Here is a 17,837-nt window from a genome sequence, read left to right on the forward strand (position 1 = left end):
TTACGAAACATGACGACTTCACGGCGCAATTTCCTCCGACTGTCCGCCGGTAGCGCCGCGATGGCCGCCGGCCTCGCGGCCTGCGGCACCTCCGGCCCGAAAAGCACCGGCGAATCGACCGGCGGCGGCGCGACCGGTACCGGCGCGACGTACTGGTACCTCACCGGACAGCCCCAGCAGGGGCTCCGCGAAGCCCAGGTCAAGCGGTTCAACGCCGCCAACCCGGACTCCGCACTGAAGACCAACACGTTCCAGAACGACGCCTTCAAGCAGAAGATCAAGACCGCGATCGGGGCCGGCGAGGGCCCGACGCTGATCTGGGGCTGGGGTGGTGGCGGCCTGAAGAGCTACGTCGACGCCGGCCAGGTCGAGGACCTGACCAGCTGGTTCGGCGAGAACGCCGCACTCAAGGAGTCGATCTTCCCGTCCGCCTTCGGCGCGGCCACCGTCGGCGGCAAGATCTACGCGATGCCGGTCGAGACCACGACGCCGATCGTCCTGTTCTACAACAGGAGCGCGTTCGAGAAGATCGGTGCCGAGCCGCCGCAGTCGTGGGGCGACATCATGGATCTGGTGCCGAAGTTCAACGACAAGGGCATCGCGCCGTTCTCGCTCGGCGGCCAGTCGCGCTGGACCAGCATGATGTGGCTGGAGTTCCTGTTCGACCGGATCGGCGGCACCGAGGTCTTCCAGAACATCTTCGACGGCAAGGCGAACGGCTGGTCCGACCCGTCCGCGATCAAGGCCCTGGAAGAGATGCAGAAGCTGATCAAGGCGGGCGGCTTCATCAAGGGCTTCTCGTCGATCACCGCCGACTCCAACGCCGACCAGGCCCTGCTCTACACCGGCAAGGCCGCGATGATGGTGCACGGCGCCTGGACCTACGGCGGGATGAAGGCCGACGGCGGCAAGTTCGTCACCGACGGCAAGCTCGGCTACATGAACTTCCCGCCGGTCGACGGCGGCAAGGGCGACCCGAGCACCACGGTCGGCAACCCCGGCCAGTACCTGTCGATCTCCGCCAAGGCGAGTGACGCGGAGAAGCAGGTGGCCAAGAAGTTCCTGGCCACCTCGACCCTCGACGACGCGTCGGTCGACGCCTGGGTCAAGGCCGGCAGCATCCCGGTGGTGAAGAGCTCGGGCGAGAAGCTGGCCTCGGTGACCGACAAGTTCGACGCCGAATGGCTCAAGTTCGTCTACGACACCTCGAGCAAGGCCAAGACCTTCGGCCAGTCCTGGGACCAGGCGCTCAGCCCGACGGCGGCCGCCACCCTGCTCGACAACATCGCCAAACTCTTCCAGTTGTCGATCTCGCCGCAGCAGTTCGCGGACAGCATGAACGGAGTGATCGGCAAGTGACGGCGGCCGCTCCGACCGTCGTTCGAGCCGCGCGGCGGACGCCCTCGCACGCCGGCCGGAGCGGTTCGGTCGCGTGGATGGCCCTCCCCGCCCTCGCGATCTTCGTGGTGTTCGGGGTCGTCCCACTGGTAGGGGTGCTGCTGCTCAGCTTCACCCAGTGGGACGGCCTCGGCGCCATCAACGCCGCCGGACTCTCCAACTGGCGTACGGTCCTGAGCGATCCCGGGCTGCCGCACTCGCTGTTCGTGACGTTCGAGATCATGATCCTGTCGTGGGCCGTGCAGACCCCGATCAGCCTGCTGCTCGGCGTCTTCCTGGCCGGCCGCCAGCGGTACCGGGCGGTCCTCGCCGTCCTGTACTTCGTCCCGCTGCTGCTCAGCTCGGCCGCGATCGCGATCACCTACAAGGCGTTGCTCGACCCGAACTTCGGCCTCGGCGCCGGCCTGCACCTGGACTTCCTGGCCCAGGACTGGCTCGGCCGCGACCACCTGGCGCTCGGCGTGGTGATCTTCGTCGTCTCCTGGCAGTTCATCCCGTTCCACTCGCTGATCTACCAAGGCGGCGTCCGGCAGATCCCGACCACCCTGTACGAGGCCGCCTCGATCGACGGGGCCGGCCGGATCCGGCAGTTCTTCAGCATCACCGTCCCGCAACTGAAGTACACGATCATCACCTCGTCCACGCTGATGGTGGTCGGGTCGCTGACCTTCTTCGACCTGATCTTCGTGCTCACCGCGGGCGGTCCCGGTGACGCCACCCGGGTGCTCGCGCTGGACATGTACAAACGCGGCTTCCAGGCCAACCTGATGGGTCCGGCCAGCGTGATCGCGGTACTGCTCGTCCTGATCGGCCTCGCGCTGGCCCTGCTGCTCCGCCGGCTCGGCGGCAGTACGACGGCCAGCCAGCAGGAAGGTGCCTGAGATGCGGTTGATCCGGCGGAACTGGCTCGGCGGTACGACGGGCTGGCTGTGGCTGGTGATCGTCCTGATCCCGCTGTACTGGATCGTCGTGTCCAGCTTCAAGGACCAGGCCGGCTTCTTCACCCAGAACCCGTTCGCGCTGCCCGCGGACCCGACCATCGAGAACTACCGGCTGGTGATCGAGTCGGACTTCCCGCGGTACTTCCTGAACAGCGTGATCGTCACGGCCGGCACGATCCTCCCGGCCGTGGCGATCGCGTTCATGGCGGCGTACGCGATCGTCCGGGGCGCGGGCGGGCGGTTCCTGGCGGGGGTGAACGGACTGTTCCTGATGGGGCTCGCCATCCCCCTGCAGGCGACCATCATCCCGGTCTACCTGCTGATCATCCGGATGCAGCTGTACGACAGCCTGCTGGCGATCATCCTGCCGTCGATCGCGTTCTCCATCCCGCTGTCCGTGCTGGTGCTGACCAACTTCATCCGGGACGTGCCGAAGGAACTGTTCGAGTCGATGCGGGTGGACGGCGCGACCGAGTGGGGCATGTTGCGCAAGCTCGCGCTGCCACTGACCCGGCCCGCGCTGGTGACGGTCAGCATCTACAACGGTCTCGGCGTCTGGAACGGCTTCCTGCTGCCGCTGATCCTGACCCAGAGCCCGGAGAAACGAACCCTTCCGCTCGCCCTGTGGACCTTCCAGGGCCAGTACTCCGTGAACGTCCCGGCCGTCCTCGCGTCGGTCGTGCTCACCACCCTGCCGATCGTCGTCCTCTACGCGCTCGGCCGCCGTCAGCTCCTCAGCGGTCTCACCGCCGGCTTCAGCCGCTGACCTTCGGCACCACGAACCCCCGGTCTGCTTCCTAGCAGGCCGGGGGTTCAGCATGCCCGCTGGATGCGTGGGTTTTTTGTTGCCCGATCGCTACAACATTTCGGGCCTTCACGCACGTCTATCCGGGTAGCACCGCTTCGCCCAGCGGCAGCCAAACCCGAACCACCCATTCCCAGGGGCACGCCCGGCCTCAATACCGGTCTAGACCTGAACTGTCAAGGCCTGAACTGAAGTGAGGACGGCATGCCCCGACGACGACTGTGGTTGCCCTTGCTGACGGCGGGAGCCGTCGTCGTGGTGATCGCGCTGATCACCGTGATCCTGTCGCCGCAGACCGCTTGGGGGCCGCGCGCCACGCAGCCACCGAAGGCCGGCGCCAAGGCCATCCCGAGCGCCACGAAGCCGACCACGGCGGACCGGCCGGGTCAGGTGAAGGCGGCGAAGTACGAGTGTCCGAAGTACAGCGGGATCGACGGGCCCAACCCGGTCGCCCGGATCCACCAGGACACCTTCCAGTGGGGCGTGCACCCGGCGTACCAGGTGGGTGACGGCAAGGGCGACATCAACTGGCGGGCGAATCCCTACAACCAGCCCAGCTGGTACATGTGGCTGCATTCGCTGCGCTGGCTCGGCCAGGGGATCGAGGCCGGCCGGGCGGGCGACAAGAAGGCGCTGGCCCGGGTGACGACGATCATCCGCGACTGGGTGACCGACAATCCGTACGACTGGAAGGGCGACGTCGGCGCGCACGAGGCGACCATGCATCGCACCAACGTGCTGATCTGCGCCCGCCAGGCAGTGCTGAGCGGATCGAAGGCGCGGACGCTGCCGCCCGGTTATGCCTGGCTGGACAAGGCTTTGCTGGACCACGCCAGGTTCATGGAGATCAACTGGGGTGGGGTGGGCAACCACGGCACCGACGAGAGCATCGCCCTGTTCGGAATCGGCTGCACGCTCGGGCGTCAACCGCTCAAGCAGCTCGCGGAACGACGGCTGAGCAGGGCGATCAACGAGTCGATCGACGAACAGGGCTCGACCAACGAGCAGTCCACGGCGTACGCGATCTTCAACTACACACTGTGGGGCCGGGCGATCAAAGCCCTGCAGGACTGCGGCGCCGAGCCGAGCCCGTCCGTCAAGGGCCGCCGGGCCGCCCTCGCGACCTGGATCGCGATGGCCAGCGACTCCTTCGGCAGAGTGCACCAGCTCGGCGACTCCGAGCGAGTCAGGACGCCCACGATCTTCCCCGGTACGCTGATGCTGTACCCCGGAACCCTTGGCGAACAAGGCCGTCCGCCGGCCGAGCGGGTCGGCATCTACGACGCCGGCTACGTCTTCGGCCGGACCGGCTGGGGGGAGCAGCGGCCCTTCGCCCAGGAGTCGACGTACAGCATCAGGTTCGGGCCGGCGCGCACGCTGCACGGGCACGACGACCACATGTCGATCACCTACACCTCGCACGGCCGGGAGATCCTGGTCGACGGCGGGCACCCGGGGTACCAGGTCGACAAGTGGCGCAACTGGGCCAAGAGCGAGTCCGCGCACAACGTGCTGTCGAGCCCGCTGATGGCCGGTCGCCCGACCGAGACGAAGCTGGTCCGCTCGCGGATCGAGCCGACAGCGGAGTTCTACCACCTGTCGGACTCCCCGGGGCCAGGGATGTCGCGCGAGCGTTCGATCCTGGTGCTCAAGGATCCGGACCTGATCCTCGCGCTGGATCGGGCCACCTCTGAGCAGAGCCAGGATTTCCAGGCCCAGTGGCATCTCCCGATCGGTCAGCAGGCGACGGTCAGCTCACCGACCACGGTGGTCGCGCACAACCCGCGCGACAAGGTCAAGACCGTGCTGCTGCAGATCCCCTACCAGCAAGCGCTTCCGGGCGACGCGATCACGGTGACTCACGGCCAGGAAGACCCGGTGCAAGGCTGGCACTACCCGACGACCACGACGAGGCAGGCGGCGCCAGTGGTCAGCTTCAACCGCAGCGGCAAGTCGGCGACCGTCCTGTCCGTCATCGTCCCCGCCGACCACCGGGCGGCGGTCAGCTACCGGACCCGAACGACCGGCTCGACGATGTTCGTCGACCTCACTGTCGGAGCCCTGCGCACCACCGTCGCAGTACGGGAGGACGGCCACCTGAGCCGGGTGAAGTAACGGTCTGGACAGCTACACAACTTCTCGGGTCCGAGCGGCTTCCAACGTGATGAGAGCCAAGGGGGGCTCTCGGAACCGGGAGGAAAGTCATGTTCCGAAAGACCATCAGTCTCGCGGGTGCCGCGGCGTTGGCCGTGACGCTCGGCTCGGCCGTCGGGCCGGCCAACGCCACCACGTCGGCCACCGCGAGCAGTACTGCGGCCTGCACACTCGACCTCGGCTCGGTCACCGCCGCCGGCGCTCAGACCGCCCGCACGATCACCGCCGGCGCGCCGGTCGGTGTCGGCGCGATGCAGTCCGTCCCTGGCGTCTATCCGGCGGGTGCGGTCAAGCACCTCAGCACTTTCAGGGACCTCCCTGCGCCGCAGGGCGGCCGCATCCGCTCCGGCCTGGCCGTGATGGGCGGAGCCCTGTACGAAACCAGCTACAACCTCAAGGCCAACGGACAGCTCGATCCGGCCCGGCCGGTGGTCAACCGCCGGATCGGTGGTGGGTGGTCGAACTTCCGCTGGATCGAGCGGTCGGTCGAGCAGAAGGTCAGCGGCTCCGTCCGTACGACGCTCTACGCCCAGGACACGGCCGGCACCTTCGAGCGCTGGAATCTGGAGAGCAACGGCGGCTGGCGCGACACCGGCGGAATCGGCGGGCTGAGCACGGTCAAGTCGATGACGCTGATCGGCCGCGACGACCTCTACGAGAGCTTCCTGACCAACACCCGGGCCGGCGCCCTGATGGTGGTGGTCGTCCCCGTCGGCACCTACCCGCTGGAGACCTACGGCCGCACGGTCCGCACCTCGACCTGGCAGGTCTTCGAGCAACTCATCGCCACCCCTTGTGGCCCCGACGGCTCTCTGGTCCTCGGCATCGACCGCGACACCAAGTCCGCCTACCTCTACCAGTTCGGCCACGTCGGCAGCACCGGCACCGTGATCAAGAGCCTTGGCAAGGTCCCCGGCACCTTCAACGACCCGCACTACTTCCGCTACGCGCCGGAGATCGACAACCTCACCGGCGAATAGCCGCCGCCCGGATAAGGCCGGGATAAGGGAATTCCCTGACGGCCGCAATAGTCCCGATCGTGTTGAATCGAAGAAGTGGTGACGTCACTACGCTCGGCGGGCCGGGGATCGACCTCCGGGGGCGGAAGGTTCGAACTCCGGCCCGCATTTCAGCCGCACTGCGAAGACAATGTCTCCGGCGTGCGGCACAGGCGGTATCCGACCCCGGGAACCGTCTCGATCAGCGCCGGCGACCCGAGTTTCCGCCGCAGCGTCATCATCGTGACGCGGACCGCGTTGGTGAACGGATCGACATGTTCGTCCCAGGCCTGCTCCAGCAACTCCTCCGCACTGACCACCACCCCCGCGGCCCGCATCAGCACGTCGAGGACGGCGAACTCCTTCGGCGACAACTGCAGGAAGCGCCCTTCGCGACTCGCCTGGTGACGGGGCAGGTCGAGCACCACGCCCTGCCAGGTCCGTACCGGCGGAAGCGCGCGCATCGACCTGCGTCCGAGCGCCTGGATCCTGGCCACCAGTTCCTCGGTCGCGAACGGCCACGACAGCACGTCGTCCGCGCCGATCGCCAGTCCCTCGACCCGGTCCGACACCTCCACCGACCGGGTGAGCAGCAACAACCGCGGTCCCTCGCCGGACGCGACCACCTTCCTGACCACTTCGTCGGCCGGCACCCCCGGCAGGTCGCTGTCCAGGACGATCACGGCGTACTGGTGCAGCCCGGCACGATCCAGCGCGGCGTTGCCGTCCCGACAGACGTCGACCGCCATCGACAACCTCCGCAGCTCACGCGCGGTGGTCGCTACGAACTTCTGATCCACACCGGCAATCAGCACTCGCACCACCCGAGTATCACCGAATTCCCGGCACTTCGCCCTCGGTCTTCCGCGCGTCCCCGCCCGTTACACCGGTGGCCCGTGACCCTCAACACAACGAGTAATTGATACTGCAGTCAATTGTCCGCAATATGCACTCAGGATCGAGCTGGTCCAAGAATTGAGAAATTCCCCAGATTTCGATTTCTGAAACACCCTCGGCGCTTGTTCCGCACCGCGAGCCGGGTCCGGTGAGGCAGGGTCGGCGAAGGTCTCGCCGCAGGGCCGGAGTAGGGCTACTGTTCGGTAAGCCTTGGGGATGGGAGCACGGATGGTGGAGGTCAGGCCGCGGAGTCGCTGGACAGCGATCGCCGCGTTCGCGCTGGTGGGGGCCGCGACTCAACTGGTCTGGCTGAACTTCGCCGGAGTGACCACGGTGGCCGCCGATCGGTACGGCGTGTCCGAGAACGCGATCGGCTGGCTGGCGCAGGTCTTCCCGCTGCTGTACGTCGTACTGGCGATTCCGGCCGGGTTGATCCTCGACAAGTGGTTCCGCAGCGGCCTGATCGCGGGCGCCGTACTGACCGCGCTGGGCGCGCTGCTGCGACTCGGCGGTGACGACTACAGCTGGCTGCTTGCCGGGCAACTCGTGGCCTCCGTGGCCCAACCGCTGGTGCTGAACGCGGTCACCGGCATCACCGGGCGCTACCTGGCGGAGAAGGATCGACCGACCGGGATAGCGGCCGGGACGGCGAGCATCTTCGCCGGCATGGTGCTCGCCTTCCTGCTGTCGGCGATCTACCCCGACAGCAACCAACTCCCGACCGTGTTGTGGCTGACAGCAATCTTCTCCGTGCTCGCCGCGGCCGGCGTGATCGTTGCCCTGCGCAAACCTGGTGAACACAAGCTCGAACGCCGGCGGCCGGATCGCGGCGCCTTGCAGATCGCCTGGGGCGACCCGCTGATCCGGCGGCTGTGCGTGCTGGCGATCTTCCCGTTCGGCGTGTTCGTTGCCATCACCACCTTCTCCCAGGCGCTGCTGGAACCGGCCGGTGTCAGCGCGGGCACCGCTTCCACGATCCTGCTGATCAATGTCGTCGCCGGAGTCGTCGGCAGCGCCGTCGTGCCGGTGCTCGTGGTCAGGCACCACGCCGAGGCAGCGTTGCTGGTGGCAAGCTTGTCGGTGACCGCCCTCGCTTGCGTCGCGCTGGCGCTGGCGCCCTCGGTTGCGGTGGGCTTCATCGCGATCACGCTGATCGGCTTCTTGTTGTTGCCTGCATTGCCAATCGTGCTGGAGCTGGTCGAGCGGCGTACCGGCGAGGCAGAGGGTACGGCGGCCGGCCTGATCTGGATGGCAGGGAACCTCGGCGGTCTGCTGGTCGCGACCGCGGTCGGCATCCTGGTCGATCGCCCACTGGCAGCCTTCCTGGTGATGGCGGGAGTCGCGCTTATCGCAGTACCGGGTGCACGAGCGCTGCGGCGCCCTATTGCCGAGCTCGACGCGCCAGGCTGATCGCCGTGGCCGCGGTGGCGAGCAGGCCACCCGCTCCCGCCGCGATGAAGGTGGTGCGGGCATCGGTGTGCTCGAGGAGGAGACCACCGAAGACGTAGGAGAGGCCCGCGGCCAGCCCGATCGCGCCGTACAGGTTGCCGAAGACGCGCCCCAGCATGGCAGCCGGTACGACGCGCTGCAGGTGCGTGTTGATCGCGACGTCCAACGCGGCGATCCCGAGCCCGCGAATCGTCTGCAGAGCCAACGCCGCCCAGATCGCCCAGGCGAACCCGGTGAACAGATTGCCCAGACTGCTGATCGCGAACCCGACGATCAGCAACACCGGCATCGCGAAACGCGTCGCCTGCTTGGTGAGCAGCGCGTAACCGGCAACCAGGCCGATCCCGACTCCGGCGTACAGGACGGCGGCAGCCGAGTCGCCACCGCGCAACTCGTCCTTGGCGAGGAACACCATCGCAACGTCGTCCACCCCGCTGAACGCGACCACCGCGAAGAACCCGAGCCCGATCACCCGAACCGCCCTGGTCCGCCAGATGTACCCCAACCCCTCCTTCGCGTTGGCCAGCACCGACGTACCGCTGTGCTCGTTGCTCGGCGGCAAACTCGGCAACCCCCACAACAACACCGCCGACACGAAGAACGTCGCCGCATCGATCAGCAGAATCCCGCGCACGTCCAGCACCAGGAACAAGGCCGCCGCGATCAACGGCCCCACCGCATCCAGCCCGTACGTCCATCCCCCCAACGCCGAGTTGGCCGCCTCCAACTCCTCGTCCGCCACCAACGCCGGCACCGCACTCCGGCTACTCGCCTGAAACACCTGCGCCACGAGACTCCGGACAGCCACCAGTACCAGCAACACCGGCAACGGCGGCAACACGACCGCCATCGCCAGCACCAGCACCCCCTGCGCCAGATCGCACCCCACCATCACCTTGCGCAGGTCGACCCGATCCCCCACCACCCCCGCGAAGGCCCCGAACAACCCCGGCGTGAAGTCCCCCGCCAGCAGCAACAACGCCACCGCCAACGCGGCCCCCGTCTCCGCCTCCACGAACAACAGCAACGCCACCAGCCCCAGCGAGTCCCCCAGGAACGAAACCCCCCGAGCCACCACCAACCGCCGAAACCCCCGCCGCCCCCGCAACACCCTCACCGACCCCATCCCCCCAGTCTCTTCCCCCACCCACCTCCCCCACCACCCATTTCCCATCCACTACGATGGACCCGCACTCCGGTGCACCAGCCGACGTGGCGCAATTGGTAGCGCACCGCTCTTGTAAAGCGGTGGTTAGGGGTTCAAGTCCCCTCGTCGGCCCTGTGAACTGCAGATATACCCTCGCGGCTATGGACTCGAGGGTCCAAACTCCGGTCTTACTCCGGTGATTGACGATCAGGCGGCCGAAACCACCACCATCGTTCGGCGCCAACTCCTGCGCCCTCGGCTGCAGCGATGAGATCGTCCGAACGCCAGGCGGACATCGGCGGGACCTTCGAACCAATCCGTGGCCAAAGCACTGCAACTAGGTCAGCGAGAGGTTAGGGGCGTCGCGAAGGCGCGTCGCTAGACATGTGACATTTGCTGGAATATCCTCAGGGCTATGTCACTTCCTTCCGGCGATGAGTTCGAGGCCCTCAGTCACCTCGCAGACGAAGCTCGCGAGGTCTTTGCGGATCGAGCCCACAACGTCGGGCGGGCGTTGGAGCTCGATCCCAGCTTCCAGCGGGGAGAGATTCCCAGGTCGGGCATGGTGCGGTACCTCTTCCTCGAGGCTGCTGAGGTGGCTGCCTCTCGCTGCGGCCTGTCGTTCGTCACCGGCGCGGGAGGAGCCTGCTCACTGGTCAGGATCGACGGTGAGCGAACGGTCGAGCGTTGGTATCGCATCCGGCGCGCTAGGGAGGGCCAGAACGACGACTTCGTCATCGAGTCCAAAGGCGACGCGATTCTGCAGTCGGAAGGCGACTCGTTGTTCAAGGAGGAGCGCTGGGTCCTCGCTTACACCATCGATTCCAACAATCAGTTGGAGAGTGTTTTCGCCGCCGAGATCCTCGGCGTCTCCGACGGTTCTCCAGGACGACTCGAGCTAGGAACCGTCTTCCCTCTTGGCGCTGGAAGTTCTGCTCTACCGCCCGGGCGTGGACGCTTCGAGCCAACCAACGAGGATCTCGACCTGGACGGCGATACCGAGGAAGAGGGCCTGGACGACGGCGAGGAGGGCTCCGAAGGTAACGTCGCCTAACCTGCACTCCAGCCGTTGTGCATCTAGTGACTTCCCCACGATGGAGACAGGAAACAGTGACCAGCGCTTCGACTGTCGGCAAGCGAATCCAGCGGCTCAGAGTCGCGAACGGCTGGAGTCAAGCTGAGTTCGCGCTCGCCTGCGGAATCGCGACCGGTGCCATTTCGATGATCGAGAACGGGCGCCAGGCCGCCGACAGCAATGCACTCAAAGCCATGGCTAAGAGGTTGGGCTGCACTCCCGACTACCTGACCAGGCCTCAGCGCGACCTAGTCGCGAGCAGACCGTGGCTACGTGCCTACGCCGATGCGTCCAAACGTGCGGTCGACCGCTATGTCGCCGACACAGAGGCCGCCGTCGAGGCGATCGAGTTCATGGGCCTGAAGTCACTTCCTGAGATCATCCCGGTCTTCGGTGAGGACCTGAACGATGAAGACGCCATCGAAGACTTCGCCGAGCAGGTTCGGGAGGCAGCCAAGCTTCATCCCGGAGACGTCGTAGGCAACTCCATGCGAGCTGCGGAGCGTCTCGGGTGCGTGGTCCTTCCGATGGACGACGAACTCGGTCGCCACATGGGCATGTCGCTCCGCGTCAACGGTTTCCCTGTAATCAGAGTCAGCCGGCCAATCGCCGCTGCAGTCGATGCAGACGGCGGACAGATCGCAATGCCGTCAGGAGATCGGCAACGCTTCACGGTCGCGCACGAACTCGGCCATCTCTCCCTGCATACGGCCTGTCCGCCACCAGCAACCGCCGACGAGGGCACCCGATACGAGCGACAAGCCCACCGTTTCGCGGGTGCTTTCCTGGCGCCGGCCGAGCCGCTCCTTGAAGACCTGAAGAACCTCGGCGACCGCGTCACATTGACTACGCTCCAAGGCCTGAAAGAGCGCTGGGGGGTTGCGATCAAGATGTTGGTCGTGCGGCTTCGGCAACTGGACCGCATCGACGATGCCCAAGCCCGAAGTTTGTACAAGCAGATCAGCGCCCGAAAGTGGAACAAGGTCGAGCCGGTCAGTGTCGGGCACGAGGAAGCGATCTGGTTCGAGCGCGCATTGAGCAGAGCGTACAAGCGGCAAGCCATTTCTACGCTCGAACTCGCGTCGGCACACAACGGCCTGAGTCGCCAATATCACGAGCGCTGGATCGATTGGTCTGTCAGGCCATTCGAACGCTCCGACGACCCGGTGACCGTTGTGAACTTCGTTCCCACGTCGCAGCGCCGGTCGACTGGTCGGACCGGCAGGTCAGCGAGCATCCACAAGTTGCGGCGAAACTAGCTGTTCACGGCGACAACGACGGTCGCTCGATTGCCTATTGCGCAGGCCCTTCCGGTGGTTGCAGACCTTGCTCGTGGATGGAGCGGAGCGCCTCATCGAGCGCCTTGGCTGCCTCGGGGTTTCGGATCTTTCGTCCGATGTAGTCATCCTGCGTGGTGCTGGTTCGCGAGTGTCCCAGTTGGTCGGCGACCTGCCTCGCGGAGTGACCCGCATCGTCGAGGATGGTTGCAGTCGTCTTCCGGAACTTGTGGGATGTCACCCAGGCCAGCTCGTCTGCCAGCGATTGAATGCCGGCCATCTCGGTGAGTTCGAGAACAGCCAGGCGATCCGGTCGCGCCAACCCGTAGGTATCGGCCAGAGTGATTGCTTCCTCCTGACTCAGGCGCACCCTGCCGGTCTCGATGAGGCTCAGCCGGGTCTTCTTCCAGCTGAGCTTCGAGACGACGTCGTCCTGGGTCAGACCGGCCCGGCGTCTGCGCGCGCGGAGGACCTTGCCAAGCTCCTGCCGCCTGGCGGATCCCACCGGCTGTCGAACGTCTCGCAGGTTCCGGCGGACGTTGTGTGGGTCACGAAATCCTCCATTGCTATCAGGGAAGATTGGCGACTCGAGAGGTGTGCCGGGCACCCACCGCGACTTGAGCATCTGGACAGCCCAATCGGGAAGGAGCAGAACCCTCTCGCCAGCGCTGGACTTGACGCGTCGGCGTACCAAGCCCTTTCCGGCGATCCGCTGGATCTGAAAGAGGCACTTCACCTCTCCGCTCTCCAAGTCAGCGTCCTCCCACGTGACGGCGAGTGTTTCGCCGATCCGCTCGCCTGTGGCGAGCATGAACTTGCTGATGTCGATCAGGTCGGCGCGAACCGCACGTTCGTCCTTGCTCAGCAGTTCGAACCACTGATTTCGCTCGTCCCTGGTCAGAGCCCGCGGCGGAGAGCGTCGAACCTTGCTGACGATCTCGATCTCACGCACCGGATTCGAGGTCACCGCTCCATCTCGTACTGCGAGCGCGTAGATCCCGGAGATGATGCTCTTGCAGGTCTTGGCGGAGGCAGCACCAGACGCGTCCTTGATCGCCATGATGGCTTTGTTGACCAACGGCGTGGTCGATTCGAAGAACCGGATATGTCCGAGCCGAGGGAGAACATTCTTGGTGAGCTGGTACCTGTAGGTGTCGTACGTGCCTGGAGCGCGCACGTCTTCGTCGACCAGCATCTTGAGGTTCGCCATGAACCGCTCAGCGCCAACGGAGAACCGATCGGTCGGCTTCAGCCCGCCGTAGTCCCCTCGCTCAGTTCGGACTTTGAGAGTTGCTCGTAGCTTGTTTGCTGCCGCGGAACGGGTCTTGCCATGAGCAGCGATCTCCCGCGTAACGCCGTCGTAGTCACGATAATTCGCCCTGGCCTGGAACTTGACCGGATTACCTTTGGCATCAAGGCGAACCGGCTTGATCCAGATTCCTCCCCAAGTCCCCAACGGCAACGGCTTCTTGGCCATATGTTCCTCCAGAGCTGCTTCAGACATTGACCTTTGCTCAACGTTTGAGACAGCGAGGATCAGGGACTAGCCCGCTCTTCGGTCAGGTCGGTTGCCATCGTGAAGGTAGACAACTGTCTGCGACTCTGTGGCTTTGAGGGCCGGAGACGTAAGACCTCGGTTCTCCCCGAGCCGTCCGCCGTCGAAAATGAGCTGTCAGCGCTGCACGAGGCCCACGCGATCCGGCGGGCCGCCGATGGCCAGATCGCAGTCGCCTACCCCTTCTCCTCAACACCGACCCGGGCACCGCGTCCACAGTAACCACCCTGGCAGGGGGACCGACGTGAACGCGATGTGCGCGATCGAGGCCCTCGGCATAGCACCCATGCTGGACGAGACACCCGGATCGAGTCCGTTGTCGTCACCACCGGCCAGCCGATCACCGTCGCCACCACCGGCGGGCACACCACCTGGCAGCCCGCAACGGCAGCCGCGTTTATCGGCGCTGATGCCGGCGGCGGCCCGTCAGCCGACTATTGCTGCGACTACCTCAACTTCTTCGCAGACCACGCCACGGCGCAGGTCTGGATCAGCAGCCACCCCGGCGGTCCCGGACGGGTCCCTCCACCAGCCCGAAGCCGAGCAACTCGCCACCTGCCTTGTTCCAGCCACTCCTCGCGACCTGACGGCCGGCCGGGTCAAGGCAGGTGCCGATCGATCTGCCGCAGCAGCCGCCCAACGACCGGCAGTTCATGCCAACCCCCGACTGATCACCCACTCACGATCCGCGCGCTGCCGTTGCAGTCGTTGATGTAGCCGTTGCGGCACTCAACCGACGTACGCTGCCCTCGGCCATTCCGGCCCAGGCTGCTGATCCGGCACGGATCGTGGCGGCGTACGGGCGGCAGGAGGCCTCGAGGTAGTAGCTTCGCCGGCTCGGGACGGTTCCAGCCACCCGTCGGCGGCCCGGCGACCTTACCGGGCTCGGTTGCCAACGTGGCACCGGTGAGATCCACCACCGAGGTGCCGTGGCCCACTCCGGACACTTTCTCGCTGTGTTCGGCAACTGTCGGCAGCATGGACACCATCGGCGATCAACCCGGTGATCGGGCTGGTGTCGACCATCGGGGCGGCGCTCGGGGCAACCGCGGTGATGATCAGCGCGGTTGCTGCAAGTGCTTTCTTCGGCATAGCGATGCCTCCTGTGGCGCGGAGTCTCCCGCAACGCTAGGCAGTTGCCCGGGGCAAAGACAACAGCATTTCAACCCACGCTTTCAGTTAGGCCCGCAACTCTGTTGAAACGGAAGAGCGAACTCCCGGCGCTCGACGGGCTGCCTGGGTTGGTGGTGACCTGTCGTTGCCCTCGGCCTCAACGATGGTCTATCTTCACGGCCGAAGGCGGCACGTCCAAGATCGGGATCAGCTTCGTGACAGACGCCTGGGAGGTCGGCGACCGACAATCCGCGATATCAGAACGAGGTCGCCGCGAGCGCGCTGACGATGGGGAGAACGATGACGCAGGCGTCAACCTGGCTGGAGATCGCGGATCGGGTCTTCGTTCGCAGGAGCGGCCCCTGGGAGGTCAATGTCGGTCTGGTGGTCGACGACTCCGGATGTGTGGTGATCGACACCGGCGCGTCGTACGCCGAGGGACGGGAGCTCGCCCGGGCCGTTCGTTCGGTCACGCCGGCACCGTGGTCGGTGGTCAACACCCACGCGCACGTGGATCACATTCTCGGCAACGCTGCCTTTGGTCAGGCGACGATCTGGGGTCATCATCGGTGCCGGCAGTTTCTCGCTCGTCCGCTGGCGGATCAATGGTCGAGGATCGGTGTCACACGAACCTCTCGACAGCTCGCCGGAGAGTGGTTGGTCGGCCCAAATCGCCGCGTTCACGAGGCGAAGACGATTCGGGCCGGAACCCGCAAGATGGCGTTGACCTACGTCGGGCGCGCTCACACCGACAACGACCTGATCGTGTCCATCCGTGACGCGGGAGTCGTTTTCGCGGGAGACTTGATCCGGGAAGGCGGAATGCCCTGGATCGGTGACGGATACCCGCTCGATTGGCCGCAGGCGCTGGAAAGGTTGGAAAAGGCCTCGACCGGCCTGGTGGTGCCCGGGCACGGCCGCGTCACGAGCGCTGGACTCGTCCATGAGCAACGGATGGAGTTCACTGCTGCCGCCGCGAGGGCACGCGAGCTCTTCGACGCGGGCGCGTCGATCGAGACCGCAGCAGCCGAGTCACCGCTGGACGGTAGAGCCGCCGTCGATCTGACGGTTCGAGCATACGCGCAACTGTCCGGCCGCAGTCGCTCGGCGGATACTGCAGGTTGAGCGGAGCTTGACCTGCACCATCAAAATCGTTAAGGGTGCCAAGGGGTTGTAGAGGTCGCCGATGATGACTGAGCTCGGCACTGTATCGGACCTCACGCCGTCCGGGCGAGAATGAACGCGATATGTAGCTGACTGATTACCTTTGGTAGCAGCAATGTGGTATCAGAACGTCTCCGGGGCTCGCCATAGGTGCCTGCGAAGTGTTAAAAGGTGAGCACGCTGCATGACGAAGGAGGTCCGATGACTACTCTCCCGGGGAGCCCGTCCGCTGAGGTGCGGTTGCGTGAGGAGTTGAACCAGACGCTGCGCAACGGACCGTTCTCCGCGGCGCTGCATCTGGCGATCGAGCGCAGCGGGCTGACGCTGGGAGAGATCCGCGATTGGCTGGGAGAACGCGGCGCTCATCTCAGTCTCGCTACCCTGAGCTATTGGAGGCGGGGACGTAGCAGACCGGAGAGGGCGAAGTCGCTCGATGCCGTGAAGTTGCTCGAGTCGTTGCTGGACCTCCCGCAGGATGGATTGGTCGCCCTGCTCGGTCCGCGGCGGGCCCGCGGACGGTGGATCGGTCACATCACCGGAAGCGTCACACCGCACGTACTGTTCGGCGATCATCGTCCCGAGCGCGTTCTGGAGGAGATCGGGATCGGGCACCGGGGCCGGCTTCGTAGGATGAGCACCCAGGTTCAGGTCGAGGTGGGGCCGGAGCGGCTGGTCCATCGGATCTGCGTTCGAGAGGTGATCGAGGCACTGGTGGACCGGGTGACACATTGCGGGGTGCTGTACATCGCCAACGAAGAGCCCGACAGGCCACCAAGGTTGCGTGTTGTGCGCAATGCCCGGCTCGGCGAGGTCAGAGTTGACCGGACAGTGGGTCTGATCGCTGCGGAGATGGTCTTCGATCGTGTCCTTCAGACCGGCGACAGGGCCTTGCTCGAGTACGAGTGGCACTTCGATCAGGGGATGCACGTGGTGAACTACGAGCACCGATTCATCGATCCGGTACGCGAATATCTGCTAGAAGCTTGTTTCGCTGCCGAGGCCATCCCAGCTCATTGCCGACGCTACGATCGCCGAACCGCGCTGGCGCCCGAAAGCAATCAGACCGAGTTGTGGATCGGGGGTTCGGGTACCGCGCTGGTCGCGGAGACCGATGTCCCCGCGGGCATCGTCGGGATGCGATGGATGTGGTCCGAACAGCCCAGCGCCACGGGCTGATCCGGCATGGTCGGCTCCGGGTATTGCACCGGTTCGCCGACGACCAAGCCATCGGCGCTTCTGGCAGAAGCAGCCGTAACTCGTGCAGACTTTCGACTACCTGCCGGACTCGCCGTGCGGTGGCCATGTCGGCCAGCGAAGGTGGCACCAGGCCCGTTCGGACCGCCCCTGCGAAAAGGCTCAACTGTCCCCGGTCCGAGCCGCGTTCACCGTCGAGGTAAACGTGCCTCCACCTGTTCGCGCGCGACGTCATCAGAGTGTCTCCATCGACCAATCGGTACGATCACCCCTGCCCCGACGGCGAAGGCCGCCGAGCCCGACGGCGAAGAGCTGACGGTACGAATAGATCAGGCTGCCGCCTTCCACGATGATCTAGGAAAAGTTGAACACTCGTTCGATTTTTTCTCTGGCCTAGCGGGCCACTGCAAGCACGGTGACCTGGGTCACCTACCGAAAATGGATGGACCTTTCGTTGTGACGGATCACAAAAGAAGCGGGAATCTCTACCTCGGTGCCTGAAGCGCATGGACGAAAAGAACGGAAGAATGCGGTGTGGCCCGCCCCCATTCGAAGGTGTCTTCGCGTGCGAAGATTTCCCGTGTCATGACAACGGTTTTGCATGCTGCATTCTTCGGCTTCGTTGCCGTGCAGCTGGCTGGGATCGCTACCGCGACCTCCGCCCCCGTCC

14 protein-coding genes and 1 tRNA gene are annotated in these 17,837 nt (G+C 65.5%); 12 read left to right on the forward strand and 3 right to left on the reverse strand.

Going from position 1 to position 17,837, the window contains the following annotated elements; genetic code table 11:
• Positions 1-9 precede the first annotated feature (9 nt).
• The 5 genes from OX958_RS30645 (at position 10) to OX958_RS30665 (ending at position 6,278) form a co-directional block, all read left to right on the forward strand.
• Complete coding sequence (locus tag OX958_RS30645) at positions 10-1,359, forward strand: extracellular solute-binding protein (RefSeq protein WP_270133585.1); 1,350 nt, start codon at positions 10-12, stop codon at positions 1,357-1,359.
• Between the two features lie 77 nt (positions 1,360-1,436).
• Positions 1,437-2,279: a carbohydrate ABC transporter permease gene (locus OX958_RS30650; RefSeq protein ID WP_270133586.1), complete on the forward strand. Its 843-nt coding sequence runs from the start codon at positions 1,437-1,439 to the stop codon at positions 2,277-2,279.
• Between the two features lies 1 nt (position 2,280).
• A complete protein-coding gene (locus tag OX958_RS30655; RefSeq protein WP_270133587.1) occupies positions 2,281-3,105 on the forward strand; it encodes a carbohydrate ABC transporter permease in 825 nt (274 codons plus the stop codon).
• A 243-nt stretch (positions 3,106-3,348) separates the two neighbouring features.
• Positions 3,349-5,259, forward strand: a complete 1,911-nt coding sequence (locus OX958_RS30660) for a heparinase II/III domain-containing protein (RefSeq protein ID WP_270133588.1) — start codon at positions 3,349-3,351, stop codon at positions 5,257-5,259.
• 89 nt (positions 5,260-5,348) lie between these two features.
• Positions 5,349-6,278 (forward strand): hypothetical protein, encoded by a 930-nt coding sequence (locus OX958_RS30665; protein ID WP_270133590.1) that lies wholly within the window; start codon positions 5,349-5,351, stop codon positions 6,276-6,278.
• 149 nt (positions 6,279-6,427) lie between these two features.
• On the opposite strand, the gene OX958_RS30670 is transcribed toward OX958_RS30665, so the two are convergent.
• Entirely contained in the window at positions 6,428-7,117 is a 690-nt protein-coding gene (locus tag OX958_RS30670; protein WP_270133591.1) for a response regulator transcription factor, read from the reverse strand.
• A 304-nt stretch (positions 7,118-7,421) separates the two neighbouring features.
• Between OX958_RS30670 and OX958_RS30675 the strand changes: the two genes are divergently transcribed.
• Positions 7,422-8,603: an MFS transporter gene (locus tag OX958_RS30675; protein ID WP_270133592.1), complete on the forward strand. Its 1,182-nt coding sequence runs from the start codon at positions 7,422-7,424 to the stop codon at positions 8,601-8,603.
• Here the strand turns inward: OX958_RS30675 and OX958_RS30680 are convergent.
• Positions 8,575-9,768, reverse strand: a complete 1,194-nt coding sequence (locus tag OX958_RS30680; protein WP_270133593.1) for an MFS transporter — start codon at positions 9,766-9,768, stop codon at positions 8,575-8,577. The genes OX958_RS30675 and OX958_RS30680 overlap by 29 nt on opposite strands.
• 80 nt (positions 9,769-9,848) lie before the next feature.
• Here OX958_RS30680 and OX958_RS30685 point away from each other — a divergent pair.
• The 3 genes from OX958_RS30685 to OX958_RS30695 all read left to right on the forward strand — a co-directional run bounded on the left by OX958_RS30685 (position 9,849) and on the right by OX958_RS30695 (position 12,123).
• Positions 9,849-9,921 (forward strand) — tRNA-Thr (locus OX958_RS30685).
• 283 nt (positions 9,922-10,204) lie between these two features.
• Positions 10,205-10,843, forward strand: coding sequence for a hypothetical protein (locus OX958_RS30690; protein WP_270133595.1), 639 nt, complete (start codon positions 10,205-10,207; stop codon positions 10,841-10,843).
• A gap of 56 nt (positions 10,844-10,899) precedes the next feature.
• Positions 10,900-12,123 (forward strand): helix-turn-helix domain-containing protein, encoded by a 1,224-nt coding sequence (locus tag OX958_RS30695; protein WP_270133596.1) that lies wholly within the window; start codon positions 10,900-10,902, stop codon positions 12,121-12,123.
• A 34-nt stretch (positions 12,124-12,157) separates the two neighbouring features.
• On the opposite strand, the gene OX958_RS30700 is transcribed toward OX958_RS30695, so the two are convergent.
• Positions 12,158-13,645 (reverse strand): helix-turn-helix domain-containing protein, encoded by a 1,488-nt coding sequence (locus tag OX958_RS30700; RefSeq protein WP_270133598.1) that lies wholly within the window; start codon positions 13,643-13,645, stop codon positions 12,158-12,160.
• 306 nt (positions 13,646-13,951) lie between these two features.
• On the opposite strand from OX958_RS30700, the gene merB reads away from it, so the two are divergent.
• From merB to OX958_RS30715, 3 genes are all read left to right on the forward strand, one after another.
• The gene (gene merB, locus OX958_RS30705) at positions 13,952-14,413 is read left to right on the forward strand and encodes an organomercurial lyase (RefSeq protein WP_270133599.1); all 462 of its coding nucleotides are present in this window, start codon (positions 13,952-13,954) and stop codon (positions 14,411-14,413) included.
• 804 nt (positions 14,414-15,217) lie between these two features.
• Positions 15,218-15,934, forward strand: coding sequence for an MBL fold metallo-hydrolase (locus OX958_RS30710; RefSeq protein WP_270133601.1), 717 nt, complete (start codon positions 15,218-15,220; stop codon positions 15,932-15,934).
• A 240-nt stretch (positions 15,935-16,174) separates the two neighbouring features.
• Positions 16,175-17,149 (forward strand): XRE family transcriptional regulator, encoded by a 975-nt coding sequence (locus OX958_RS30715; protein ID WP_270133602.1) that lies wholly within the window; start codon positions 16,175-16,177, stop codon positions 17,147-17,149.
• The last annotated feature ends 688 nt before the right edge of the window (positions 17,150-17,837 follow it).

Source organism: Kribbella sp. CA-293567 (genome assembly GCF_027627575.1).
Classification (GTDB): Bacteria; Actinomycetota; Actinomycetes; order Propionibacteriales; family Kribbellaceae; genus Kribbella.

Excerpts from the sequence above, each read along its gene's own strand:
- OX958_RS30660 (WP_270133588.1), top strand. The coding sequence starts at position 3,349 with ATGCCCCGACGACGACTGTGGTTGCCCTTGCTGACGGCGGGAGCCGTC.
- OX958_RS30680 (WP_270133593.1), bottom strand. The coding sequence starts at position 9,768 with ATGGGGTCGGTGAGGGTGTTGCGGGGGCGGCGGGGGTTTCGGCGGTTG.
- OX958_RS30655 (WP_270133587.1), top strand. The coding sequence starts at position 2,281 with ATGCGGTTGATCCGGCGGAACTGGCTCGGCGGTACGACGGGCTGGCTG.
- OX958_RS30675 (WP_270133592.1), top strand. The coding sequence starts at position 7,422 with ATGGTGGAGGTCAGGCCGCGGAGTCGCTGGACAGCGATCGCCGCGTTC.
- OX958_RS30645 (WP_270133585.1), top strand. The coding sequence starts at position 10 with ATGACGACTTCACGGCGCAATTTCCTCCGACTGTCCGCCGGTAGCGCC.
- OX958_RS30715 (WP_270133602.1), top strand. The coding sequence starts at position 16,175 with ATGACTACTCTCCCGGGGAGCCCGTCCGCTGAGGTGCGGTTGCGTGAG.
- OX958_RS30700 (WP_270133598.1), bottom strand. The coding sequence starts at position 13,645 with ATGTCTGAAGCAGCTCTGGAGGAACATATGGCCAAGAAGCCGTTGCCG.
- OX958_RS30665 (WP_270133590.1), top strand. The coding sequence starts at position 5,349 with ATGTTCCGAAAGACCATCAGTCTCGCGGGTGCCGCGGCGTTGGCCGTG.
- OX958_RS30650 (WP_270133586.1), top strand. The coding sequence starts at position 1,437 with ATGGCCCTCCCCGCCCTCGCGATCTTCGTGGTGTTCGGGGTCGTCCCA.
- OX958_RS30690 (WP_270133595.1), top strand. The coding sequence starts at position 10,205 with ATGTCACTTCCTTCCGGCGATGAGTTCGAGGCCCTCAGTCACCTCGCA.